Genomic DNA, 23,347 nt, shown 5'->3' with positions numbered 1-23,347 from the left:
GCGGCCCTCAGCGGAACAGGGGAACCTGTGCAATCGGACCGCGTTGACAGTCCATGGAGGAGATCATGGCTGAGACATTCAATCCCGCGCCGCACGACAAGCATGCCGACGATCTGCACGAAGCCCTTGCTGCCGACCGGCAATCCAAGCTCGACGCCGGGCTGAAGGATACGTTCCCGGCTTCCGATCCTGTGAGTGCCGCGCAACCGACGCCCTCGAAGGCCGATGCCGATGCCGACCATCCCTCGCTCTGGGACAGGGTTAAGGCTATCTTCAGCTAGTGGCATCGGGCGCGCCGGTTTCCGATAAGCCTGCTAATGTGTTGTTAGCGATGCGCCGACCGCCGCGTCCGTAGGACTACTGGAAAGGGCGGGAATCGCCGCGTAGTCCGGTAGTGACTTCAGGATTAAATAACAGAAGCGGCAGAGTTTCCGAGCGATCGGAGGACCTGCCGCATGAGTGCTACCCAACGAGCCGGATGGAGCCGCTTGCCACTGCGCGCAGCGGCTTTCGTCGCGCTGACCTGCGCGACCATCCTCGGCGTCAGCGGTTGGCGTGAATGGACGGCCCGCGATGCGGTGCTCAAGGACGCCGAGCTGGAGATGGCGAACGTTGCCCGTTCGCTGACCCAGCATGCCGAGGACAGCCTCGATCTCCTGGATTCCGGCGTCGTCGGCGTGGTCAGCCGGTTGGAGATGGACGGCACGGCACCGGTCACGATCGCGAAGCTGCGTATCTTGCTGGACGCGCGCAAGAAGGCGATCGCGCGCATTCACAGCCTCGCCATCATCGACGATCAGGGCAACTGGCTGACCTCACCCGGTACGATCGGCGCGACCCTCAGCGACGGTGCCTTCTTCCGATATCACCAGCTCTCGCCGAAGCGTGAGGCCCATGTCGGCCGTCCCGTGAAGAGCCTGCTGGATGGCGAATGGGTCGTGACCCTGTCGCGCCGCTTCAGCAAGCAGGACGGTAGCTTCGGCGGCGTGGTGGTCGCGACCATCAGCTCGAAATATCTCTCGCACTTCTACGAGCAGTTCGAGATCGGCCGCAACAGCTCGGTGTCACTGGCGCATGGCGACGGACTGATCGTCGCGCGCAATCCCAGCAACGAGACATTCGTCGGGCGTAGTGTCGCCGACAAGCCGTTGTTCCGGGAGCCGAGCCTGCAACGGCCGAGCGGCGCCTATCATTTCACCTCGCCGCTCGACGGTGCCGAACGCGTCAGCTTCTTCAATCGCAGCAATCGTTTCCCGCTCCTCCTGCTCGCCACCGTCGACAAGGACGAGCTGCTCGCGCCCTGGCGCGCGGCGGCAATCTCCCGCATGCTCTACGTGCTCGCGCTGGTGATGCTGATCGCGGTGATCGGCGGTGTGCTGGTGCGGCAGTTGCAGCGCGGCCAGCGCATGGCCGTCGCGCTTGCCGAGACCGAGGCGCATTTCCGCCTGCTGGCCGAAGGCTCCAGCGACATGGTGACCCGCATCGGCCTCGATGAGCGGCTGCGCTATGTCTCGCCCTCGTCGGCACGCGTCGTCGGCTGGCGTCCCAATCAGCTGATCGGTTCGCCGGCGCTTGCGGGTGTCAATCCGGAGGATCTGCCGGAGGTCCAGGCGATCGTCGACGCCATGAAGCGCGGGGAGAGGGAGGAGGCGCGTCTCACCTATCGCAACCAGCACCGGCAGAACGGCGAGATCTGGCTCGAATCGACCATGCGGGTGACGCGCAGGGACGATGGCCGCGTCGACGGCGTGGTCGCGATCTCCCGCGACATCACCGAGCACAAGAAGCTGGAAACAAGGCTCGAGACGCTGGCGATCGAGGACAGCCTCACCGGCCTTGCCAATCGCCGCCGCTTCGACGAGCGCCTGAAGGAGGAATGGGCGCGCGCCTATCGCGACCGCTCCAGCCTTGGTTTGCTGATGATCGATGTCGACCACTTCAAGGCCTACAACGACGAATACGGCCATCCCGCGGGCGATGCCTGCCTGCGCCTGATCGCCAAGATCATCGCGGCCGAAGCGCAGCGCGCCAGCGATCTGGCGGCGCGTTATGGCGGCGAGGAGTTCGCCATGCTGTTGCCGAATATCGATGCCGCCGGCTGCGCCCGGGTCGGCGAACGGATCCGCAGCGCCATTCACGAGGCCGGCCTCGCGCATGGCAGCAATCCGGCGGCTGGATGCGTCACCGCGTCGCTTGGCGGCGCAGTCTGCCGGCCGGCCTTCGAACGAACCGCAGGAGTCGCTGCCCTGGTCGAAGCTGCGGACCAGGCGCTCTATGCCGCCAAGGCCGCAGGCCGCAACCGCCTGCTGATGTCCGGCGAGGTCATGGACCTGCTGCCCAAGGCGTCCGGCCAGTAACGCCGCTCAATAGTGCGGCGGAGGCTCGTTGGCAGGCCCCGGCGCATTGGCTTCGGCCTCCTGCAGCCGAGTATTGAGCTCGGTGATCTGCCGCGTCAGCCTGTCGATCTGCTTCCACTGTGCGGTGATGGTCTGGTTCAACGTCTCGATCGTGTCGTCCTGGTAGGCGAGGCGCGTCTCCAACGTGTCGATGCGCTCGCTCAGCGTCTTGATCTCATTCGTCACGCGTTACGTCCTTATTTCGCTCGCGCAGACCGTGGCCGAGCGCCACGCGCTCGTCGAACACGAAGCATTCGCCGCGCCAGCGGCTCTCAAGCTCCGGCACCTGCTCGAGATATTTGAGGATGCCGCCTTTGAGGTGATAGACCTCGGTAAAGCCACGCGCGAGCAGATGCGCGCTCGCCTTCTCGCAGCGAATTCCGCCGGTGCAGAACATCGCAATCCTGCGGTGTTTGGCCGGATTAAGCTCAATCGCGGCGAAGTCCCTGAACTGGCCGAAGCTCTTGATGCCGGGGTCGACCGCGCCCTCGAACGTCCCCATGGCCACTTCGAAGGCGTTGCGGGTGTCGAGCAGCAGCGTGTCGGGCTTCGCAATCAGCGCATTCCACTCGGTGGCATCGACATAGGTGCCGACCTGGCGGGTCGGATCGGCAGTCTCGTCACCGAGCGTGACGATCTCCTTCTTCAGCCGCACTTTGAGCCGCCCGAACGGCATCGCCTCCGCGGTCGAGAATTTCAATTCGAGCTTGTTGAGCCTGCCGCCGAACATGTCGCCGTGTGCGAGTTCATGGGTGAAGGCATCGATCGCCTCCGGTGCACCGGCGACCGTGCCGTTGATGCCCTCCTGCGCCAGCAGCACGCTGCCCTTCAGCCCGAGGCCGGCGCAGAACGCGCGCAGCGGCTCGCGCAGTTCGCGGTAATCGGGGAGGGCGACGAATTGATAGAAGGCCGCGACCTTGGTCGCCGAATTCAGATCAGACATGGCGGCTCGTTTAGCAGGCGGCAGCCATCCGGAAAACCCGCATGGCTGCCGGCGTCGAAAACTCCATACGCCCAGCAGATGGCAGCCATTTTCCTGGTATGCCAGCATTGCCCCGCCGGGCCGGAATGTGTCATGTAGACGCGGTTTTCGAGATGGCGCGCCACTCGCGCCCACGGCCAAGAGAGCAAGAAATTCGATGAGAAACTTCCATTTCCCCGGCAGGTCCACGGTCCACGCCACCAACGCGATGGTTGCGACCTCGCATCCGCAAGCCTCGCTCGCGGCGATCGAGGTGCTGCGCGATGGCGGCACGGCAGTCGACGCGGCCGTTGCCGCCTCTGCCCTGCTCGGCGTGATCGAGCCGCAATCGACCGGCATCGGCGGGGACTGTTTTGCGCTGATCCAGCCGCGCGGCGAGGGCAAGATCATCGCCTATAACGGCTCCGGCCGTGCGCCCAAGGCGGCGAACGCCGACTGGTATCTCGAGCGCAAGATCAACTCCGTGCCGTTGACCTCGGCGCATGCGGTCTCGATTCCAGGCGTGATCGATGCCTTCGCGACGGTCCTGCGCGACCACGGCAAGTTCGGCTTCGACCGGCTGCTTCAGCCCGCGATCAAGGCGGCCGAGGAAGGCTACGTCGTCGCGCCCCGCATCGCCTTCGACTGGAAGAACCAGTTCGAGAAGCTGAAGAATGGCACCAACACCGTGCGCTACCTTCTGCCGGGCGGCAAGCCGCCGGTGGCCGGCGACGTCATTCGCCAGGCCGAGCTCGGCAAGACCCTGCGCGCGATCGCCAAGGACGGCCGCGACGCCTTCTACAAGGGCGCGATCGCGGAGGATATGGTCGAGACCCTTAGGGGCATCGGTGGCCTGCATACGCTCGACGATTTTGCCGCGCATACCACTGAGGTGACGACGCCGATCGGCACCATGTACAAGGGCTACGACGTCTGGCAGTGCCCGCCGAACGGACCGGGCCTCACCATGCTGCTGATGCTCAATATCCTGTCGCGGTTCGATCTGACCAAGTTCGCGCCGCTCAGCATCGAGCGTTTCCATCTCGAAGCCGAGGCCGCACGCATCGCCTACATGCAGCGCGAGGTGCATGTCGCCGATCCCGACCATATGCAGACCGAGGTCGCCAAGATACTCGCCAAGGAGTTCTGCGACGAGCACATCGCCAAGATCCGCATGGACGGCATGCTCGACCTGCCGAATGTCGCGCCGCCGATGAACCCTTCGACCATCTACATCACGGTCGTGGACAAGGACCGCAACGTCTGCTCGTTCATCAACTCGATCGCGCACTCCTTTGGTTCCGCCATCGTGTCGAACAAGACCGGCGTCTTGTTCCAGAATCGCGCCGGCGGCTTCCGCATCCAGCCGGGTCACCCCAACTGCATCGAAGGCGGCAAACGTCCGTTGCATACGATCATGCCGAGCCTGCTCACCAAGGGTGGACGCTCCGTGATGCCGTTCGCGGTGATGGGCGGCCAGTATCAGCCGACCGGCCAGACCCATGTCTTGACCAACATCCTCGACTATGGCTGCGACGTGCAGGAGGCGATCGACATGCCGCGCGGCCTGCACTACGAGGGCCAGTATCAGCTCGAGGACAGCGTGCCGGCTGCGATCGTCGAAGGCTTGAAGAAGCTTGGCCACAAGACCACCAGCGTGGTCGGCCCGCTCGGCGGCGCCCAGGCCATCTGGATCGACTGGGACAAGGGCACGCTCACCGGCGGGTCCGATCCTCGCAAGGACGGCTGCGCGCTGGGTTATTGAGCTCGCAGCGGGGGGGCCGCGCGAAAAGATCAGGAAAAGTTGACGAAGGGCGGCGCGGTATTTACTGCGCCGCCCTTTCTCATTCGGAACTGCGCTCATTGCTCAAGGTTAAGGGGCGATGAGCGGTGCAGGTGTGCGCTGCTCTTGCAGATAGCGGCGGAGGCCGGCCCATGTCCGACAAATCAAGTTCCAGAACATCGACATTCGATCGCCGCGCCTTTATGGCCGGTGCTGCCGGAACTGCGCTGGTTCCGATGACGGCGCGCGCGGCTGCGCAGGATGCGAATGTGCCCGTCGCGCGGGATCCGTCACTTCCCGTTGAGGTCACGCTGCGCGTCAACGGCAAGGACAAGCGCCTGCTCATCGACGCGCGCACCACGGTGCTCGATGCGCTGCGTGAACATCTCAAGCTCACCGGCAGCAAGAAGGGCTGCGACCACGGCCAGTGCGGTGCCTGCACGGTACTGATCGATGATCGCCGCGTGGTGTCGTGCCTGACGCTGGCGCTCGCAGCCGAGGGGCAGGAGATCACGACGATCGAGGGTCTGGCCACCGACGACCGCCTGCATCCCATGCAGCAGGCCTTCGTCGACAACGATGCGTTCCAGTGCGGCTACTGCACGCCCGGCCAGATCATGTCTGCCGTGGCCTGCGTGAAGGAGGGACACGCGGGGAGCGAGGCCGACATCCGCGAGTATATGAGCGGCAACATCTGCCGCTGCGCTGCCTATCCCAACATCGTCGCTGCCGTGAAGCAGGCCGCACCCGAGATCATGAAAGGCTAGGCGCATGCGATCGTTTTCGTATCAGAGAGCATCAGACCCCGATATGGCCGTGCGGGCGCTCGCCGCCGGTGCCGCCAACGATCCGCTGACGAAGGCGGCGGCACAGCCGCTTGCCGGCGGCACCACGCTGATCGATTTGATGAAGCTCGACGTGATGCGGCCCGCCGCAATCGTCGATATCAATCCGCTGGCCCACGCCTGGTCGGCGATCGAGCCAGGCGGCGGAAGCTTGCGGCTCGGCGCGCTCGCAAGGATGTCCGACGTGGCCGCGCATGCCGAGATCCAGCGCAGCTATCCCGTGATCGCGGATTCGCTGAAGCTCGCCGCCAGCGCTCAGCTGCGCAACATGGCGACGCTCGGCGGCAACGTGATGCAGCGGACGCGTTGCAACTACTTTCGCGATGTCTCCTATGAGAACTGCAACAAGCGCAATCCCGGCTCCGGCTGTGCCGCGATGGACGGCGTCAATCGCATGCATGCGGTGCTCGGCGTCTCCGACCAGTGCATCGCGACCTATCCCGGCGATTTCGCGCAGGCGCTGATCGCACTCGATGCCGTGGTCGAGATCACGGGCAAGGCCGGCACGCGCGGCATACCGTTCGCGCAGCTGCACAAGGCACCGGGCAGCACGCCCGAGATCGAGACCACGCTTCAGCCCGGGGAGCTGATCTCGGCCTTCTCGATCCAGGGCCGGTGGCCCCGTTCGGTGTATCTCAAGGCGCGCGACCGGCAATCCTACGAATTCGCGCTGTCCTCGGCTGCGATCGCGCTCGACGTGCAGGACGGCACGATCAGGGACGCACGCGTCGCGCTCGGCGGTGTCGCCACCGTGCCGTGGCGGGCGCGCGAGGCGGAGGCGCTATTGAAGGGACAGAAGTTCGACGAAGCGCTGGCACGGCGCGTGGCCGATGCCGCCTTTGCGGACGCCCGTGGCCGTCGGCACAACAGCTTCAAGATCGGGCTCGGCAGGCGCGTGGTGGCACGCGCGCTTCAGCAGGCCGCAACGATGGAGATCTGATCATGACCGCTGCAGCTCCCGAGCCCAAGGCGAATATGGGGCAGCCCGTGCCGCGCTACGATGCGGCCGCAAAGGTCACGGGGCGTGCGACCTACGCCTCCGACATGCCGCTGGACAATCCGGCCTATGCGTTCCTGGTCACCAGCGCTATCGCCAAGGGCCGCATCGACCGCTTCGATCTCGACGACGCTAGAGGCGTCCGCGGCGTGATAGACATCATCACGCACGAGAACGCCCCGAAGCTGAAGGAAACGAAACTGTTCAGCAATGGCGGCTATGCCGGCACCACGATCCAGCCGCTGAAATCGGCCGAGATCGCGCATGACGGCCAGATCATCGCTGTGGTCATCGCGGAGAGCTACGAGGCGGCGCGCGAGGCCGCCAATCGCGTCAAGGTCAGCTATACGGCGACGGCGCCGAGCGCCAGCTTCGAATCGCCGGGAACGACCACGGCAGCCGCAAAGGGACAGAACGCGCAGTTCAAGGAAGATCCCGAGGTCGGCGACTTCGCCAAGGCCTTCGATGCGGCCGAGGTCAAGCTCACCGCGTCCTACGAGACGCCGACGCAGCACCACAATCCGATGGAGCTGTTCACGACCAGCTGCGTCTGGATGGGCGACAATCTCGTCATCTACGAGGGCAGTCAGTATGTCTATGGCCTGAAGAACGGCGTGGCCGAGCAACTCGGCATCGACGCCGACAAGGTGCGCGTGGTCAATCCCTATGTCGGCGGCGGCTTTGGCTCGCGCGGCTCGATGACGCCGCGCACCGCCATCATCGCCGGCATTGCCAAGCGCCTGAGCCGTCCGGTCAAGCTGGTCCCGACCCGCGACCAGGGCTTTACCATCGCGACCTACCGCGCCGAGACGCGGCACGAGATCAAGCTCGGTGCGAGCCGGGATGGCAAGCTGGTCGCCTTGAGGCATGAGGGAGCGGAAATCTCCTCGCGGCCCGACGCCTATTGCGTCGGCGGCACCAAGACCACGACGCGGCTCTATGCGTGCCCGAATGTCGAAAGCCTGGTGTCGATCGTGCGCGCCGACCGTAACACGCCCGGCTTCATGCGCTCGCCGCCGGAAGTGCCCTATCTGTTCGCGCTGGAAAGCGCGATGGACGAACTCGCCGTGAAGCTCAACATGGATCCGGTCGAACTCCGTCGCATCAACGACACCACCACCGAGCCCATTGGCGGCAAGCCCTACACGTCGCGGTCGCTGATGGCGTGCTTCGACGAAGCCGCCAAGGCGTTCGGCTGGTCGCAGCGGACGCCGCAGGCAAGATCGATGTCCGACGGGGATTGGCTGGTCGGTTACGGCTGTGCCGCCACCTGCTATCCGACGCAGATGGCGCCGTCCGCCGCGCGCGTGCGCCTCCAGCGCGATGGCCGCACCCGTGTCGAGATCGCCGGCCACGAGATCGGCACCGGCGCCTATACCGTCATCGCCCAGACGGCGGCCGAGCGGCTCGGCGTGCCGCTTGAAAAAGTGGCGGTCTTCATCGGCGACAGCGACCTGCCGCCCGCGCCGGTTGCCGGCGGCTCCAACTCGACCGCCAGCACCTGCTCCGTGGTGATGATGGTGTGCGATCAGATCCGGCAGCGCCTGTTCAAAGCGGTGAGGCCGAGCGACAGCCTCGCCGACAAGGCCAAGGAGACTGTCGGCATCAGCCCGGCGCCGTCGATCCAGGCGACGAAGGGCGACCGTCCGCTCGATATCGAGAAGGCGTTCGATGCGCTCGGTGTCGGCGTGGTCGAGGAATATGGCGAGTGGAAGCCGGAAGGCGCACCGCTCGACTCGTTCAAGGCCTTGCATGCCGGGCAGCCTCGGTTCGTCGGCGGTCACCAAATGAAGGACAAGATCGCCTACGCCTTCGGCGCCGAGTTCGTCGAGGTCCGCATCAACCGCTTCACGCACGAAATCCGTTGCCCCCGGCTGGTCGGCGCATTCGCGGCAGGCAGGATCATGAATCCGCGCACCGCGCGAAGCCAGCTGATGGGCGGCCTGATCTGGGGCATGTCCTCGGCGCTGCTGGAGGCCACCGAGATCGACGAGCGCAATGCGCGCTACGTCAACGACAATCTTGCCGACTATCTCGTGCCCGTGAATGCCGATGTGCCCGGCGTCGAGGTCATCATGCTCTCCGAGCAGGACGATCACATCAACCCGGTGGGCGCAAAGGGTCTCGGCGAGCTTGCCAATGTCGGCACCAACGCCGCGATCTGCAACGCGATCTATCACGCTACCGGTCAGCGCATCCGCAAGCTGCCGGTACGACTGGAAAATATCGAGGTCTAAAGGGGTGGAAACGGCGACGGCGTTGGGTTAGACACCTCCCGCCTCTAATGGAAGGTGCCCTATGCAGCGTTTTCAGCGCATGCTCCTCGCTATCATGTCGGCACTCGCGATCACCGTGATCGGTGGCGTGTCCGATTTCGTTTCCACCACGGCCTCGGCCCAGACCGCAGGAAAGACCATGACCACAGCTTCAGGCCTGCAGATCATCGACTCCACCGTCGGCACCGGTGCCTCGCCGCAGCCCGGTCAGATCTGCGTGATGCACTATACCGGCTGGCTCTATGAGAACGGCCAGAAGGGCAAGAAATTCGACTCCTCTGTCGATCGCAAGGAGCCGTTCGAATTCCCGATCGGCAAGGGCCGCGTCATCGCCGGCTGGGACGAGGGCGTTGCCTCGATGAAGGTCGGCGGCAAGCGCACGCTGATCATCCCGCCGCAGCTCGGCTATGGCGCGCGCGGCGCCGGCGGCGTGATCCCGCCGAACGCGACCCTGATGTTCGACGTGGAATTGCTCGCGGTGAAGTGACGGCGTAGCCGTCACTCCGGGGTCGGCACTGCGCGCCGCCCCCGAATGTCTGGACAAATAAGAAGACCGGCCTTTCGGCCGGTCTTTTCGCTTTCAGTTCTAAGCGCGTCACTCCGCTGCGCGCTTTGCGGCAGCAGCAGCGCGATCCATCGCTTCCTTCGCGGCGTCCTTGGCGTCGCCCATGGCCTGCTGGCCCTTGCCCTTGACTTCCTGGACCACGCCTTCGCCCTTCATGCGATCGGACCCGGTGGCTTCGCCGATGCCCTGCTTGGCCTTGCCGATCGCCTCGTTCGCGGTGCCCTTGATCTTGTCAGTGGTGCTGCCCATGAAATTCTCCTCTCGGTTTGCTCGCGATGACAACACCGAGCGGCTACGAGGGTTCCATTTTTGGTATGGCTTGCGGCTGCGGCTTTGGGTTAGTTTGCCGCGTACGGAACCAACAGAAAGCAAGTCCCATGACCGGCCATGACCACTCGCATTCCCACCATGACCACGATCACGATCATGATCGCTGGAAGCATGACGGCGTGCGCGTCATTCCGGGTAACCAGCTCGACACGAACGTGCCCTCGACGGCTGGCATGGACCGCGCGGCCGCCATCAATTTCGCACGCGTCGGCGCGCAGAAATTGTGGGCGGGCACGGTCAGCATCAAGCCGGATGCCAAGACTGGCGCGCATCATCACGGCCATCTCGAAAGCGTCATCTATGTGGTGAAGGGGAAGGCGCGGATGCGTTGGGGCGAGAGCCTGCAATTCACCGCGGAAGCCGGCCCGGGCGACTTCATTTTCGTTCCGCCCTACGTGCCGCACCAGGAGATCAACGCCAGCCCGGACGAGGTGCTGGAATGCGTGCTGGTGCGCAGCGACGGCGAGGCGGTGGCGATCAACCTCGACATCGAGCCGGTGGAGAAGCCCGAGACCGTGCTGTGGATCGACCCGGTGCACCGCGATCCCAACGAGAAGAAGTAAGGCTGCTCGGCGCTGCGGGGTTCGGTGCGACAGAACCCCGCAGATCGGGGTCCGAAAAAATTAGTTGGAAGCGGTGTCGGATGGCGGCCTGGCCGTCCGTCCTTGGGCAGACCCACCCGAGGAGCTTCCGATGCCCAAGATGATCTTCGTCAACCTGCCGGTGACCGACCTCAAGCGCGCGACCGCCTTTTATGAGGCAGTCGGTGCGGTCAAGAATCCGCAATTCAGCGACGAGACCGCGAGTTGCATGGTCTTTTCCGAGACCATTTTCGTCATGCTGCTGACCCACGACAAATTCCGCCAGTTCACGCCGAAGCCAATCGCGGACGCCAGGACCTCGAACCAGGCGCTGTTCTGCCTGTCCGCGGACAGTCGCAGCGACGTCGACGATATCGTCGGCAAGGCCGCGGCGGCGGGCGGCGTGGCCGATCCCGGTCCGAAGGACGAATACAGCTTCATGTACGGCCGCAGCTTCGAGGATCCCGACGGCCATATGTGGGGTGTGAACTGGATGGATCTCGCGGCTGCCCCTCTGCAGCCCGAGATGGCGAACGCCTGATCCGAGCCCGGAAGATCTGAAGAGGAGCATTCACGATGTCCAAGCTCGTGCCCTGCATGTGGTTCAACGGCGATGCCGAGGACGCTGCAAAATTCTACGTCTCGCTCGTTCCGAACTCGGAGATCACGCACGTCCAGCGCAACGTTTCGGACGGCCCCTCCGGCAAGGAAGGCTCCGTGCTCGTCGTCGAGTTCACGGTGGCCGGACAGCCGCTGGTCGCGCTCAATGGCGGCATGAAGATGGAGTACACTCACGCGATCTCGCTGATGATCCATTGCGACGACCAGGCCCAGGTCGACAGCGTCTGGAACGCGTTCCTCGCCCACGGCGGCAAGGAAGAGCAGTGCGGCTGGCTCCGGGATCGCTGGGGCGTGGCCTGGCAGGTGGTGCCGAAAGTGATGTTCGAGTTCCTGTCGAGCCCGGACAAGGCAGCGGCCGCGCGCGCGATGCAGGCCATGATGAAGATGGTGAAGCTGGACGTCGACGTGTTGCGTCGTGCGTTCGAGGGCAAGTCGGCGGCGTGAGGTCACAAGCTCCTGCCACATGCTCATTGTCATCGCCCGGTTCGACCGGGCGATCCAGTGCTCCGAGACGGCAGTGATTGAGCGGATGGGCTGCGGCGTACTGGATGTCCCGCCTTCGCGGGACATGACGGCGGAATTTGCGGCGAGATCTCCGTCCTAATAATTGATCCGCAGCCCGACGCCGCCGTGGATCGTGTTCCCGACCGGCTGCGGGCCCAACGTGCCGTTGGCGAAGAGATCCACGATCCAGCCCTTTTGCACGCGGAAGCCGAGGCGACCGCCATATTCGAACCAGCCCTGGTTGCCCATGGTCGGCACCACCGTGCCGTTGCCGGTCACGGTGGCGACAATGCCGCTATGGCTCGCAAACGACTGCACCCAGCCGCCATTGATGTTTGTCTCGATGCTGCTGCCGAAGAGATGCGTCCACTGGCCGCCGATCTTGACGAGGCTGGTGCGGTCGGTGCCATCAGCGATGCTGGCGTCGAATGGATTGAAAGCGACCGTACTCTCGCTATAGCCGGAGACGCGCTGCCAGAGCTGCCAGACCTCGATCGAGGCCGCGACCTCGTCGCGTGGCGAGAGGCGACCTATCCAGCCGGCGCGACCGTAGACAGCGTAGTTCGAGGCGTTGGTCGAGCTGGTCACGCTCACCGGGCCGAGACTGGTATCGTAGCTGCGCGTGTAGCGCGCCTTCTCCCATGGCGTCAGGATCGTGCCGACGTCGAAGAACGGCCGCGACGAGCCCCAATCGGTAAAGTCATAGCGCAACGCGAAAGCGCCGATCGGTGCGCTCGTGATCTTGTAGCCGCCCTCGTCGTAATGCGTGTAGGCGATGCCGGCGAGCAGCGACAGATTGTTGGTCAGCGCCTTGCGGCCGTGGATGCCGGCCGAGAACGAGCCGGCCGAGCCGAATGCGCTGATGCAGTCGCCGCAATTGATCTGCTCGTTGACGCCGAGCAGCACCGTGCCGAGCACCCGGTTGGTAATCATCTGATTGAAGCGCTGGTTGGCGAGGCCGCCGATCGAATTGCCGCTGGAAGCCGCGCCGGTCGGTGTCGGGCTCGGCGACGGATATGGGCTGGGAGAAGGATACGGGCTCGGCGACGGTGAGGGTGCAGGGCTTGGTGAGGGCGCAGGACTCGGGGAAGGCGCAGGACTCGGGGAGGGCGCTGGCGAGGGCGAGTAGGTCGGCGATGGATAAGGCGTCGGCTCGCCGCACTCGGACCCGCACTCCGACGTCTGCGCAGCCGCCGGGCGGGCCCCCGAGGCGACAAGCGCAAACGCGGCCAATGCGGTGAGCACGCCGATGAGGATGAGGCGCTGGAAGCGGTATTTCGTCATCGTCAACGCCCGCACAGCATGCCGTCGTCCTGGACGGCAGGCATGATGGTCGGCGAGGCGCCGGCGTACTGGTTGACCGCACACAGTCCGGCACTCGCGGCGCAATTGGCGGCAAACGTCCAGGGCGGCGTATTGGACTTGGTGATGCTCACCTTGCCGCCGGTCGAGGTGATGATCGCGGTGTCGCCTGGCTGGGTGAGCTGCACGCACTGGGAGCTCTTGGTGCAGACGCTGGCCGCGCCGTCCTGAAGCACGACCACGGAGCGCCCGCGTTGCGAGAGGATGTCGAGCGTGGTGCCGCGCACACCGATGGTCGCAAGCGGCGTCGTGATCTTGTAAGCGGCCTTGTCGGAACGCCCGGTGACGAAGCGGAAGGCGCCGGTGGTCATGCGGATCGCGACGTCGCGATAGCTGCGCTCGTCGTTGAAGACGGTGCGGTCGAGCTTCAGCGTGGCGCTCGGGCCGAGCGACAGATTGGTGCTGTCCGCCATCACGAAACGCGCCGCGCTGTCGGCGCCGGTCCGCACGGTCTCGTCGCGCAGCATGCTGTCGCCGACATTGATCGGCGTCGTGGTCGCGGCCACGCGCACGACCTCGTTCTGGATCACGACGGCTTCGCCGACGCGAGTCTGCGCCTGCGCGCTGGAGCCGGCGCACAATGCGGCCGACGAGAGGATGGAGAAAAGCCAAAAACGCAAATTCATTTCGCAACCGATCGATGTGCCCCTGATCGTACCGGATCGCGCTCGCTTGCGATGTGGCGTAATTATCACAAGCGGCGCGGGACGTGCGCTATGCTTAGTGACAGTTGCGGCAGAATGCGTTCAATGAAAACGACGATCCTTGTTTTTGTCCGCGGTGACGCAAATTTGCCACGCAAGATATCTCAACAGCAGCCGTTCGAGGCGTTCGCAGTTCCAAAACTGTCGCGGAGCGCAGTGCTTGCTGTCGCGATTTTCCTGGTAGCGCATCTGGCGCTGCTGATCGGTCTCGCCACGCCGGAAAAATTCGTCTTCGACGAGGTGCATTACGTCCCGGCGGCGCGGCAGATGCTGGCTCCCGTGATGTCGCAGCCGATGCTCAATCCGATGCATCCGCCGCTCGCCAAGGAGCTGATCGCGGCATCGATCGCAACCTTCGGCGACAACGCGCTTGGCTGGCGTTACCCCGCGACGTTGTTCGGCGCATTGGCGATCGTTGCAATCTATCTGTGCGGGCTCGCGCTGTTCTCCGCGCAAGGGCCCGCGATCGCCGCGGCGCTGATTGCGGCGTTCAACCAGATGCTGTACGTGCAGGCGCGCATCGCGATGCTCGACATCTTTGCGCTCGGCTTCGGCCTGCTTGCGACCGCCGCCTTCATGCATGGTTTTCGAAGAGAGCGGCCGCATGCCTTGTTTGCCGCGGCAGGAGCTCTGTTCGGACTTGCTGCAGCCTGCAAATGGAGCGGCCTGTTTCCGCTTGGCGTCTGCATCGTCATCGTTGCGGTGATCCGCCTGATGCAGGGCTGGCGTACGCTGTTCGCCGACGCGAGGCCGGACGACTGGTATCGGCCGGAGCTGTGGCCCGGCTTGAGGCTGCATCATGTCGCGCTCTGCTTCGTCGTCTTGCCGATGGTGACCTACCTTGCCGCTTTCGTCCCGTTCCATGGCGTGTCGCTGCCGGATCTGATCGAGGCGCAGCGGCGGATCTTCGCCGACAACGCCACGACGGCCATCGCCGGCCACACCTATATGAGCGCATGGCCGTCCTGGCCGTTGCTCGCGCGCCCGGTGTGGTTCCTGTTCGACAAGACGGGAGATGACAACGTCGCTGCGATCGTCTTTCTTGGCAATCCGCTGGTGCTCTGGCCGGCTCTGATCGCGCTGGTCATCGTGTTGCGGGATTTCATCCTGGCGCGGCGGTGGGATGCATTCCTGATCGCGGCATTCTATTTCGGTCCCTGGCTCGCCTGGGCGTTGCTGCCGCGTACCCTGGGCTTCATCTACTACTACCTGCCGGCCGCGACCGCGGCGTCGCTGGCGCTGGTCTATGTGCTGCGCCGGGAGGGGCTGCCGCGCTGGCTGCTGTGGGCCTATGTCGGCGTCGCTGCGGCCGGCTTTGCGGTGATGCTGCCGATCTCCGCCGCCTTCATCGGCACGTCCATGCGAACCTTCGGCCGCCTGATGCTGTTTCAAAGCTGGATATGACATCGCCGCCTGCCGGGTTGCGGCAGGCGGTGTGTCTCTTGCGCCACGATCGCGCGTTACTTCGCTGCGGTCTTGGTGTCCATGTTCACGACCTGGACGCGGCGGTTGATCGCGTCGGTGCCGTTGGCGGCATCCTTCAGCTTGGTCTCGCCGTAGCCGACGGTGACGAGATCGGTGCCGTTGAGGCCGTAGTTCTGCACCAGGTATTTCTTAATGGTGTCGGCGCGCCGTTCGGAGAGCCCTTGATTGTACTCTTCGCCGCCGGTCGCGTCGGTGTGGCCGGCGACCACGAAGGTCGAGCCCTTCAGCGCCGGATCGGACAGCGCCTTGCCGAGCGCCTGCACCGATGCCACCGACGTCTTGGCGATGTCGGCCGAGTTGTAATCGAACTGGATCTCCAGATCGATCTTCGGCTTGGTCGCAGCTAACTCGGCGATCTGCTCGCGCTCGCTCGTCGAGAGCGACCGGGTCGAGCGGTTGCGCACGGTGTTCAGGAAGGTCGCTTCCTTGGCTTGCGCGGTCGTGTCGGCCTGCGGACCGACGGACAGGCCGCGGGTTGCCGGCTTGGGCTTCAGTGCGTCCAGGATCTTGTCGGTGGAGACATTGTTGTCGCCAGCCAGGGCCAGTCCCGCCGTCATCGACAGGGCTGCGGAAAGGGTAATCGCCTTCAATGCAAAAGACTTATCAAAAAGGGTCATTGTCGAATCCTCGCTGCTACGCCTGATGGCGATTTGATGCTGCGAGCCTAGGGGAGGTTCAAAAGCCTCGATGTGATCTTCCTCACATTCGAAATTGCCCGCGGAGACTCTGATCTGGCTCGATCGTCTGCGGCTTGGGGCGGAACTGGGAACCCCGGAAACCGCCGTTCCTGATCGTCGAAAGAGCGTCGGGGGAGCGCCCAAAAGCCGCACGCCAAGAGCGGGCTGATTCGGCGGTGCAGCAGCGAACTGTCTTCTCCCTGAAAAACTTGCCGTTGAAGAATGGCAGTCGTGGTGGCCGGCATCAGGCCGGCTGCCTTTCCTGGAGGAGAAGATTGATGAAGACCCTGTTGCTCGCGACGGCATTCGTGGCGCTTGCGCTGTCCCCCGCATCCGCCGCCAAGATGGCGTGCACCAGTGCAAATATGGCCAAGCTCGTTGCCGGGATGGGCGGCGAAGACACGCCGGGCAAGATCGCAGCGAGGAAGTCGATGGCCGCGGCCAATTCCGACATGAGCAAAGGCAACATGCACGGCGCCTGCAAGCATTATATGAGCGCCGAGAAGGCGATGGCGATGAAGTAGGCTCCCGCGATCCCGGACGTGATGGCCGCGCTGGCAGCAGATGGCAGCGCGGCTTTTTCGTGTCCCAGCTTCTTTGCCTCGCGGCGAATCCGGCTACATTGCATTCCGCAATGCCCCGCGCCCCGAAACCACTTCCGCTCTCGACCAAACAGGCCCGGCAGATCTGGCTGCATGCCCAGCGGCTCGACGTGCGCGAGCCGTTCGGGGAGGGCGCGCAGGCCGTCGCCGACGCGACGGCTCATCTCGGCTATGTGCAGATCGACACCATCAACGTCATCGAGCGCTGCCATCACCACATTCTGTTCAGCAGGATCCCGTCCTACCGCCGCGCCGATCTTCGCCAGGCCCACAGCGTCGACAAGAGCGTGTTCGAGTATTGGACGCACGCGCTCTCCTACGTGCCGGCCGCCGACTTCCGCTTCTTCCTGCCGGCGATGCGCGAGCACCGGCGCGAGGGACACAGATGGTTTGGCTCGGTGAAGCCGGCCGACACGCGCAAGGTGATGCGACTGCTGCGCGCCGGCCCGCTGACGATCCGCGACATCGAGGATGACGTGCTCGTCGAAAAGGAGCACCTCTGGCAGAGCCGCAAGCCGTCCAAGCGCGCGTTGCAACTCGCCTTCTATACCGGCGCCGTCACCATCAGCGAGCGCCAGGGCATGCTCAAGACCTATGAGCTGATGAACCGTCATTTCGGCTGGGACAAGCTGCCGAGGCCGGCATCGGCAAGGGAGATCACGGCCTATCTGCTCGACCGCGCGCTGCGCTCGCAGGGCGTGGTCAGTCTCGATTCGATCTGCCATCTCGACGCGCCGAGCAAGAAGCCGGTCGCGCGCCTGATGGCCTCGCGCGTCCGCCGCGGCGAGCTCGTGCCTGTTACGCTCGAGGGCGCCGGCAAACAGGAGCATTGGACCTCGCCCGCAGCGCTGGAGGCTGGCGGCGAAGGGCCGCCGCCCGATCTCGTCCACATTCTTTCGCCGTTCGATCCCCTGATCATCCAGCGCAAGCGCACCAATCTCATTTTCGGCTACAACCATCTGTTCGAAGCCTACGTGCCGAAGGCCAAGCGCAAGCTCGGCTACTTCGCGCTGCCCGTGCTGGTCGGCGACGAGATCGTCGCCGCGCTCGATCTCAAGACCGACCGGCAGGCGAAGAAGCTCTTGATGCAGAAATGGACCTGGGTCGGGCAGGGGAGAAAGGCCGCGGGGCGCAAGGAGCTCAAGCGTGTGATCGAGGAAGAGCTCGACCGCTTCGAACGGTTTCAGCTCACGGAGTGAGCGTCGTCGTCGTCCGGTCTACGGCCTGTCTTCGAACTCGGCCGAGGCTCCGGACACGACATGAGCGTATCGGTCCAGCACCTCGTCGGCCGAGTAGCTAGAGCGTTCCGCGAATTCCTCCCGCAGGCCCAGGCGCGCGGAGACCTTCAAGCGCGTCGCCGTGGCAGTCGTCATGACGGGATCAAAGCCCAATTCGCGCAGGCCCGCTGCCACGCCGTCCATTTCCACGGCACGGCGTTCGGCATGCAGCACGTCGGAGCGGACGCACATGTCCAGGAACTTGCTGAACGTGGTGGCATCCATCGAGGCGCATAGCCCGCGCATGGTTTCGTCGCGCACGCCGGCGAGCGTCGCGGCGGTCAGAGCCTCGACCAGCAGCGCTTCCATGCCTTTCGTCACCACGCTCCGCAGCATTTTCACGGCCGCTGCGGTCCCGGCTTCGGGACCGGCCACCTCGATGCGGAAGCCGAGTGGTTTGAAGGTGTCCGCGAAGCGTGCGGCGCCGCTGCCGGATGTGTAGAGCGGGACCGCAGCGCCGTAGAGGTCGACCGATCCCATCAGATTCGCATCTGCGAACAGGCCGCCGCGCGCCTCGACGGCTTCGGCGACACGCTTCTTCGTTCGCGGGGTCGCAGCGTTGATGTCCACCACGAGACAGCCGGGACGGACGATCTTCGAAATGGCCTCACCCGTCTCAGCCGCGACGGCAACGACGACGGCGGAAAAGATCACGTCCGCGTCCGTGAGGTCCTCGAGCCGGTCGGCGAGCGTGACGCCACAATCCGCCGCCACCGCACGAAAAGCCCGAGAGTAGGGCGGCGCGTTCGTCTTGCCCTGACAGAATGCGACGATCCGCGCTCGGGTCTGGGTCGCGAGATGCTTTGCGAAGCATTGCGCGGCCTCGCCAAATCCAACGAAGGCGATCTTGGGCTGCTGCATGGCTGAGCTGTCTCCTGTCTCCGACCGGTCCGATTCCGATGGAGGGCGAGGTCTCCTCGCGCGACTTCCCCACCGCCGCCATTGTGCTGAGTTCGACGCCGGAGTCAATGAACCGGTTCATTTGCGGGGCGATCACCGGAAGCAATTGTTGAGCAGATTGCTCAATCGAACGGCAAATGTCGGTGAGGCGGCCTTGCCAGCGAGCGTGAACCGGTTCATATAGTGCTATGCCCGCGCAGGCTCGCCGATCGCAAACCGTGAAGGTCAGGGACGTCGCCCGGGAGGCCGGCGTCGCGGTCGGCACGGTATCTCGTGTGCTCAACGATCATCCTACGGTGACCAGGGAGCTGCGCGAGCGCGTCGAAAGGGCGATGGCGCATCTCGGCTATGAGGTCGACGTCACGGCCCAGAGCATGCGCGCGGGCCGGTCGCGGCTCGTCGCCTGCGCCATTCGTGATTTCGACATCCCGCGCTTCGCGCTGTTCATCAAGGAGGCCGAAGCGGTCCTGCGTGAGGCCGGATACACCTTGCTGCTGGCGAGCACGACCAATCGTCCCGAAGTCGAGATCGCCCTGTTGAGCGCTTTCCGCAGGCGCCGGGTGGATGGCGTGATGATGACGCTGAGCGATGAGCAGCATCGCGACGTGCGCGAAGCGCTGTCGGAGGCGCCGATGCCGGTCCTGCTCATCGACCGGAATCGTATCGAGGCGCTGGATCGCGTCACAGCCGATCATCGCCAGGGCGCGCGCCTCGCTACGAGCCATCTGCTCGGCCTTGGGCACCGGCGAATTGCCGTGCTTGTCGGCGACACCAAGGCCTTCCCGTCGCGCAGTCGCCTCGAGGGACTTCGTGAGGCCTATGCGGCGGCGGGCGTCATGCCAGATCCGAGGCTGCTGCGCGACAATGTGCTCTCGAGTGAAGAAGCCTATCGGGCGACGGCGTCGCTGATGAGCCTTGCCGATCCCCCGACGGCGCTCTTCGTCGCGGCGATGGACATGCTCGGCGGTTGCCTGAGAGCGCTGCGAACGATGGGCATCGCGGTCGGGGACGGGATTTCGGTGGTGGCCGGCAGCGATTCGGATCTCGCCGAACTGCATACGCCGCCGATTACGGCGATTGCGTGGGATCTCGCGGCGATGGGCCGCCATGCCGCGACCATGCTGCTCGAGCGTATGCGCGGCGACGAGATCGAGCGTGGCCGTGGTCTCACCGTGCCGACGGAACTGATCATTCGCGGGTCGACGCGGCCTGTTGCGAATTGAGCGTGTTTGGCTGGTGCTGAATCCGGTTTCTCGCGACGCGGCTGTCGAGGCAGATGCCGACGACGATACCGATGAGGTAGGCGACCAGATTCCACAGCGAGAATATGCGACCGAGCAGCAGCGCGCCGGCCGCTGTCAGCCGGAACGCATCGAGCCATGGCGAGTGCACCAGGCGGGAGAATTCCACGATGATCGCAATTATCACCGCGATGGCCGCAATCTGCATCCGCGACAGCCTCGGCAGCACAACCCCGACCAGCAAGAACACCATCGTGGCCCACAAGAGCGAGCCGCCATATTTCACCACGAAGGCCGGAAGCCCGAGCGGAAAGCCGTACCAGCGCAGCGACAGCCCGCAGACGATCACCATCGCGGCGAGGCCGGCGCGGATCAGCGATGTCAGGAGCGGCGCAACAGGTTGATCCGGCTGCGCCCCGCGCATTGCTCGCTCCATTGACTCTTTGCCCGCGATGCTCAAAACCGCCACTCAGCCCTAGAAAAGCAACAACCCGGGGGGAAGCCATGAGCCAGACCACCTATGCCGGTGCTGCCGGCGGTGCCAAGAGCGCCAGCAAGAGCGACATCGAGACCTCGACCATCCGCGCCATCTCCTGGCGCCTGATTCCGTTCCTGGTGCTGGCCTACTTCTTCTCCTATCTCGACCGCGTCAATCTCGGCTTCGCCGCGCTGACCATGAATGCGGAGCTGAAGTTCACGCCGCTGATCTTCTCCTGGGGCGCCGGCATCTTCTTCATCGGCTATTTCATCTTCGAGGTGCCGAGCAACCTTGCGCTGGAAAAATTCGGCGCGAGCCGCTGGATCGCTCGCATCATGGTGACCTGGGGCATCATCTCGGCCCTGATGGCGATGGTCAGCGGCGTGACGAGCTTCTACGTGCTGCGCTTCCTGCTCGGCGTCGCCGAGGCCGGCTTCTTCCCCGGAATCATCCTCTATCTCACCTATTGGTATCCGGCCCAATATCGCGCCCGCTTCCTCGCGGCCTTCGCCATCGCCGTTCCGGTCTCGACCGTGATCGGCGCGCCGATCTCGGGCCTGCTGCTCGGGCTCGACGGCATGATGAGGCTGAAGGGCTGGCAGTGGCTGTTCATCATCGAGGGCGTTCCTTCCGTGCTGCTCGGCATCGTCACCTGGTTCTATCTCACCGACAGACCGGAGAAGGCGGACTGGCTCTCGGCCGAGCAAAAGGCCTGGCTGAAGGCGAAACTCGATTCGGAGATCGCGGCAAAGCAGGCGGTGAAGCACTTGTCGCTGGGCGAGGCGCTGTCCTCGCCGAAGGTGATCGCGCTTAGCCTGATCTATTTCGGCTTCGTCGGCGCGCTGTATGGCATGCAGTTCTGGTTGCCGCAGATCGTCAAGGCGTTCGGCCTCACCAACGCGCAGACCGGTTTCGTCACCGCAATCCCCTATCTGTTCGGCACCATTGCCATGGTCCTGTGGGCGAGGCATTCGGATGCGAGTCGCGAGCGCGTCATGCATGTCGGCGCACCGCTGCTGCTCACAGCCGTCGCTCTCGGCATCTCCTCCTCTCTCTCAGATCCCACCCTGACGATGGTGGCGCTGACGGTCGCCGCGATCGGCGTGTTCTGCTGCTTCGGGGTGTTCTGGACGTTGCCGACCGCCTGGCTGTCCGGCACGGCGGCGGCGGGCGCGATCGCCCTGATCAACTCGATCGGCAATCTCGCCGGTTTCGGCGGGCCCTATCTGATCGGCTGGGTCAAGGAAGCCACAGGCCAGACCTCGACCGGTCTGCTCGTCCTCGCCGTGCTGCCCCTGATCGCCGGCATTTTGGTCTTCGTCGGCGGCCACGACAGCAAGCACGAGTTCGCCGAGCAGGGGCGGTAGGGGCACTAGCCTTGTAAGCCTTATAGGGAGGGCAAAGGCGCGCGCCCTTGCGCGCCGTGCCCACCATCTCCCTACGCTGGCCGGGTTGGGGGGCACGCTCCGCGTTGCCCGCCCTACAAGCGCACCTTCGCAACATGGCCCGTCCCAATCCTTACCACCGCTTAACGATCACGCTTTCCTGATGACTGACGATTATTGACTTTCGTCAGTGATTAGTCAACATTCCTCAAATCGAGATGCAGGAGTGTCCTTCGATGTTCGTCCGGTCGGTTTTATCCAGCTATTCCAGGCTCTTGGCGGGTGTGTCGCTGGCTCTGATGGCCGCAGCCCTGGCCGGGTGCAATGATACTGTTGCCGAGAAGGCGGAGCCGCCGCGGCCGGTTTTGGTTGCGACCGCGCATTATAGTGCGGAGACGCCGGAGCGCAGCTTCGTCGGCACCATCAGGCCGCGGATCGAGAGCGATCTCGGCTTCCGCGTCGCCGGCAAGGTTGCCAAGCGCCTGGTCGAGGTCGGCCAGACCGTCGAAGTCGGCCAGCCATTGGCCACCCTCGACGAGGTCGACCTGAAGCTCCAGGCCGAGCAGGCCGTCGCCGAGCAGACCGCCGCGACCGGTGTGCTGGCCCAGGCCGCCGCCGCCGAGCAGCGCGCCAAGGACCTGAAGGCCAAGGGCTGGACCACCGATGCGCAACTTGATTCGAGTCGCGCCGCCGCCGATGAGGCCCGTGCGCGCCTGAACCGGGCCGAGCGCTCGGTCGAACTGACCAAGAACTCCCTTTCCTACGCGACGCTCAACGCCGACGCCCGAGGCGTCGTCACCGCAACGCTGATCGAGCCCGGCCAGGTGGTTGCCGCGGGCCAGGCCTCGATCCGTGTCGCCCGCTTTGCCGAAAAGGAAGCGGTCGTCGCGATCCCTGAGACGCTGGTCGGACGCGCCAAGTCGGGCGTCGCCAGCGTCACTCTTTGGTCCGAGCCGAACAAGCAGTATGCGGCCAAGCTGCGCGAGATCGCGCCGGCGGCCGACCCGGCCACGCGCACCTATCTGGCAAAGTTCTCGCTGCCCGAGGCCGACGACAAGGTCGCGCTCGGCATGACGGCGACGCTGACGCTGTCTGACGCCGCGACCGAGCGCGTCGCCCGGCTGCCGCTGTCGGCGCTGTTCAACGAAGGCGGCAAGCCGTCCTTCTACGTCGTCGACGACAACGGCGGCGTCACGCTCAAGCCGGTGGCGGTGAAGTCCTACGAGAGCAAGGACGTCGTCATCACGGGCGGTGTCGAGGAGGGCGCGAAGATCGTCGCCCTCGGCGTGCAGAAGCTCGATCCGGGCCAGCGGGTGCGGGTCGTGTCGTCGCTGAGTTTTTAGTTTGTCATTCCGGGGCGGTGCGGAGCACCGAGCC

Annotated in this window: 24 protein-coding genes; 16 read left to right on the top strand and 8 right to left on the bottom strand. The window is 64.8% G+C overall.

The genetic code is table 11. From position 1 onward, the window contains the following. The first annotated feature begins 65 nt into the window (after positions 1 to 65). Positions 66 to 281 (top strand): hypothetical protein, encoded by a 216-nt coding sequence (locus tag IVB23_RS11865; protein WP_061878725.1) that lies wholly within the window; start codon positions 66 to 68, stop codon positions 279 to 281. Between the two features lie 174 nt (positions 282 to 455). Continuing rightward, positions 456 to 2,357: a diguanylate cyclase gene (locus tag IVB23_RS11860; RefSeq protein WP_247803629.1), complete on the top strand. Its 1,902-nt coding sequence runs from the start codon at positions 456 to 458 to the stop codon at positions 2,355 to 2,357. A 6-nt stretch (positions 2,358 to 2,363) separates the two neighbouring features. Here the strand turns inward: IVB23_RS11860 and IVB23_RS11855 are convergent, their stop codons facing one another. After that, on the bottom strand, positions 2,364 to 2,582 hold the full coding sequence (locus IVB23_RS11855; RefSeq protein ID WP_247803627.1) for a SlyX family protein: 219 nt from the start codon (positions 2,580 to 2,582) through the stop codon (positions 2,364 to 2,366). Then, positions 2,572 to 3,339: a rhodanese-related sulfurtransferase gene (locus tag IVB23_RS11850; RefSeq protein ID WP_247803625.1), complete on the bottom strand. Its 768-nt coding sequence runs from the start codon at positions 3,337 to 3,339 to the stop codon at positions 2,572 to 2,574. The genes IVB23_RS11855 and IVB23_RS11850 overlap by 11 nt, the downstream gene beginning before the upstream one ends. 196 nt (positions 3,340 to 3,535) lie before the next feature. Here IVB23_RS11850 and ggt point away from each other — a divergent pair, with 196 nt between their 5' ends. The 5 genes from ggt to IVB23_RS11825 all read left to right on the top strand — a co-directional run bounded on the left by ggt (position 3,536) and on the right by IVB23_RS11825 (position 9,745). Then, positions 3,536 to 5,122 carry a gamma-glutamyltransferase gene (gene ggt, locus IVB23_RS11845; protein WP_061878600.1) on the top strand — a complete coding sequence of 529 codons (1,587 nt, stop codon included), beginning with the start codon at positions 3,536 to 3,538 and terminating at the stop codon, positions 5,120 to 5,122. Between the two features lie 170 nt (positions 5,123 to 5,292). Then, on the top strand, positions 5,293 to 5,907 hold the full coding sequence (locus IVB23_RS11840; RefSeq protein ID WP_061878599.1) for a (2Fe-2S)-binding protein: 615 nt from the start codon (positions 5,293 to 5,295) through the stop codon (positions 5,905 to 5,907). Positions 5,908 to 5,911: 4 nt separating this feature from the next. Next, positions 5,912 to 6,925 carry a xanthine dehydrogenase family protein subunit M gene (locus IVB23_RS11835; protein ID WP_061878598.1) on the top strand — a complete coding sequence of 338 codons (1,014 nt, stop codon included), beginning with the start codon at positions 5,912 to 5,914 and terminating at the stop codon, positions 6,923 to 6,925. A 2-nt stretch (positions 6,926 to 6,927) separates the two neighbouring features. After that, positions 6,928 to 9,219: a xanthine dehydrogenase family protein molybdopterin-binding subunit gene (locus IVB23_RS11830; protein WP_247803624.1), complete on the top strand. Its 2,292-nt coding sequence runs from the start codon at positions 6,928 to 6,930 to the stop codon at positions 9,217 to 9,219. A 61-nt stretch (positions 9,220 to 9,280) separates the two neighbouring features. Next, on the top strand, positions 9,281 to 9,745 hold the full coding sequence (locus IVB23_RS11825; RefSeq protein WP_061878596.1) for an FKBP-type peptidyl-prolyl cis-trans isomerase: 465 nt from the start codon (positions 9,281 to 9,283) through the stop codon (positions 9,743 to 9,745). Between the two features lie 108 nt (positions 9,746 to 9,853). On the opposite strand, the gene IVB23_RS11820 is transcribed toward IVB23_RS11825, so the two are convergent. Continuing rightward, a complete protein-coding gene (locus IVB23_RS11820; protein ID WP_028179717.1) occupies positions 9,854 to 10,072 on the bottom strand; it encodes a CsbD family protein in 219 nt (72 codons plus the stop codon). A 128-nt stretch (positions 10,073 to 10,200) separates the two neighbouring features. Between IVB23_RS11820 and IVB23_RS11815 the strand changes: the two genes are divergently transcribed. The 3 genes from IVB23_RS11815 to IVB23_RS11805 all read left to right on the top strand — a co-directional run bounded on the left by IVB23_RS11815 (position 10,201) and on the right by IVB23_RS11805 (position 11,799). Continuing rightward, on the top strand, positions 10,201 to 10,716 hold the full coding sequence (locus tag IVB23_RS11815; protein ID WP_197967394.1) for a cupin domain-containing protein: 516 nt from the start codon (positions 10,201 to 10,203) through the stop codon (positions 10,714 to 10,716). 130 nt (positions 10,717 to 10,846) lie between these two features. Continuing rightward, the gene (locus tag IVB23_RS11810; protein ID WP_061878724.1) at positions 10,847 to 11,275 is read left to right on the top strand and encodes a VOC family protein; all 429 of its coding nucleotides are present in this window, start codon (positions 10,847 to 10,849) and stop codon (positions 11,273 to 11,275) included. Positions 11,276 to 11,310: 35 nt separating this feature from the next. Continuing rightward, positions 11,311 to 11,799 carry a VOC family protein gene (locus IVB23_RS11805; RefSeq protein ID WP_131866084.1) on the top strand — a complete coding sequence of 163 codons (489 nt, stop codon included), beginning with the start codon at positions 11,311 to 11,313 and terminating at the stop codon, positions 11,797 to 11,799. Positions 11,800 to 11,955: 156 nt separating this feature from the next. Here the strand turns inward: IVB23_RS11805 and IVB23_RS11800 are convergent, their stop codons facing one another. Together IVB23_RS11800 and IVB23_RS11795 are read right to left on the bottom strand one after the other, a co-directional pair. Continuing rightward, positions 11,956 to 13,143, bottom strand: a complete 1,188-nt coding sequence (locus IVB23_RS11800) for a hypothetical protein (protein ID WP_197967391.1) — start codon at positions 13,141 to 13,143, stop codon at positions 11,956 to 11,958. A gap of 2 nt (positions 13,144 to 13,145) precedes the next feature. Further along, the gene (locus IVB23_RS11795; RefSeq protein ID WP_165935710.1) at positions 13,146 to 13,847 is read right to left on the bottom strand and encodes a FecR domain-containing protein; all 702 of its coding nucleotides are present in this window, start codon (positions 13,845 to 13,847) and stop codon (positions 13,146 to 13,148) included. 51 nt (positions 13,848 to 13,898) lie between these two features. Between IVB23_RS11795 and IVB23_RS11790 the strand changes: the two genes are divergently transcribed. Next, a complete protein-coding gene (locus IVB23_RS11790) occupies positions 13,899 to 15,329 on the top strand; it encodes a phospholipid carrier-dependent glycosyltransferase (protein ID WP_247803622.1) in 1,431 nt (476 codons plus the stop codon). A 56-nt stretch (positions 15,330 to 15,385) separates the two neighbouring features. On the opposite strand, the gene IVB23_RS11785 is transcribed toward IVB23_RS11790, so the two are convergent. Then, complete coding sequence (locus IVB23_RS11785) at positions 15,386 to 16,027, bottom strand: OmpA family protein (RefSeq protein ID WP_247803621.1); 642 nt, start codon at positions 16,025 to 16,027, stop codon at positions 15,386 to 15,388. 338 nt (positions 16,028 to 16,365) lie between these two features. On the opposite strand from IVB23_RS11785, the gene IVB23_RS11780 reads away from it, so the two are divergent. Both IVB23_RS11780 and IVB23_RS11775 read left to right on the top strand, forming a co-directional pair. Then, positions 16,366 to 16,611: a hypothetical protein gene (locus IVB23_RS11780; RefSeq protein ID WP_247803619.1), complete on the top strand. Its 246-nt coding sequence runs from the start codon at positions 16,366 to 16,368 to the stop codon at positions 16,609 to 16,611. A 110-nt stretch (positions 16,612 to 16,721) separates the two neighbouring features. Beyond that, complete coding sequence (locus IVB23_RS11775; protein WP_247803618.1) at positions 16,722 to 17,888, top strand: crosslink repair DNA glycosylase YcaQ family protein; 1,167 nt, start codon at positions 16,722 to 16,724, stop codon at positions 17,886 to 17,888. A gap of 18 nt (positions 17,889 to 17,906) precedes the next feature. Here the strand turns inward: IVB23_RS11775 and IVB23_RS11770 are convergent, their stop codons facing one another. Beyond that, positions 17,907 to 18,827, bottom strand: a complete 921-nt coding sequence (locus tag IVB23_RS11770) for a DUF1932 domain-containing protein (protein WP_247803617.1) — start codon at positions 18,825 to 18,827, stop codon at positions 17,907 to 17,909. Positions 18,828 to 19,084: 257 nt separating this feature from the next. On the opposite strand from IVB23_RS11770, the gene IVB23_RS11765 reads away from it, so the two are divergent. Next, a complete protein-coding gene (locus IVB23_RS11765) occupies positions 19,085 to 20,089 on the top strand; it encodes a substrate-binding domain-containing protein (protein ID WP_247803616.1) in 1,005 nt (334 codons plus the stop codon). Here the strand turns inward: IVB23_RS11765 and IVB23_RS11760 are convergent. Next, the gene (locus IVB23_RS11760; protein ID WP_247803615.1) at positions 20,055 to 20,531 is read right to left on the bottom strand and encodes a DUF2809 domain-containing protein; all 477 of its coding nucleotides are present in this window, start codon (positions 20,529 to 20,531) and stop codon (positions 20,055 to 20,057) included. The genes IVB23_RS11765 and IVB23_RS11760 overlap by 35 nt on opposite strands. Before the next feature lie 80 nt (positions 20,532 to 20,611). Between IVB23_RS11760 and IVB23_RS11755 the strand changes: the two genes are divergently transcribed. Together IVB23_RS11755 and IVB23_RS11750 are read left to right on the top strand one after the other, a co-directional pair. Next, on the top strand, positions 20,612 to 21,952 hold the full coding sequence (locus IVB23_RS11755) for an MFS transporter (RefSeq protein ID WP_247803614.1): 1,341 nt from the start codon (positions 20,612 to 20,614) through the stop codon (positions 21,950 to 21,952). Between the two features lie 254 nt (positions 21,953 to 22,206). After that, positions 22,207 to 23,313 (top strand): efflux RND transporter periplasmic adaptor subunit, encoded by a 1,107-nt coding sequence (locus IVB23_RS11750; RefSeq protein WP_247803613.1) that lies wholly within the window; start codon positions 22,207 to 22,209, stop codon positions 23,311 to 23,313. The last annotated feature ends 34 nt before the right edge of the window (positions 23,314 to 23,347 follow it).

This window comes from Bradyrhizobium sp. 191 (assembly GCF_023100985.1).
GTDB classification, from domain to species: domain Bacteria; phylum Pseudomonadota; class Alphaproteobacteria; order Rhizobiales; family Xanthobacteraceae; genus Bradyrhizobium; species Bradyrhizobium diversitatis.
This window is presented reverse-complemented; position numbering and strand designations above follow the sequence as displayed.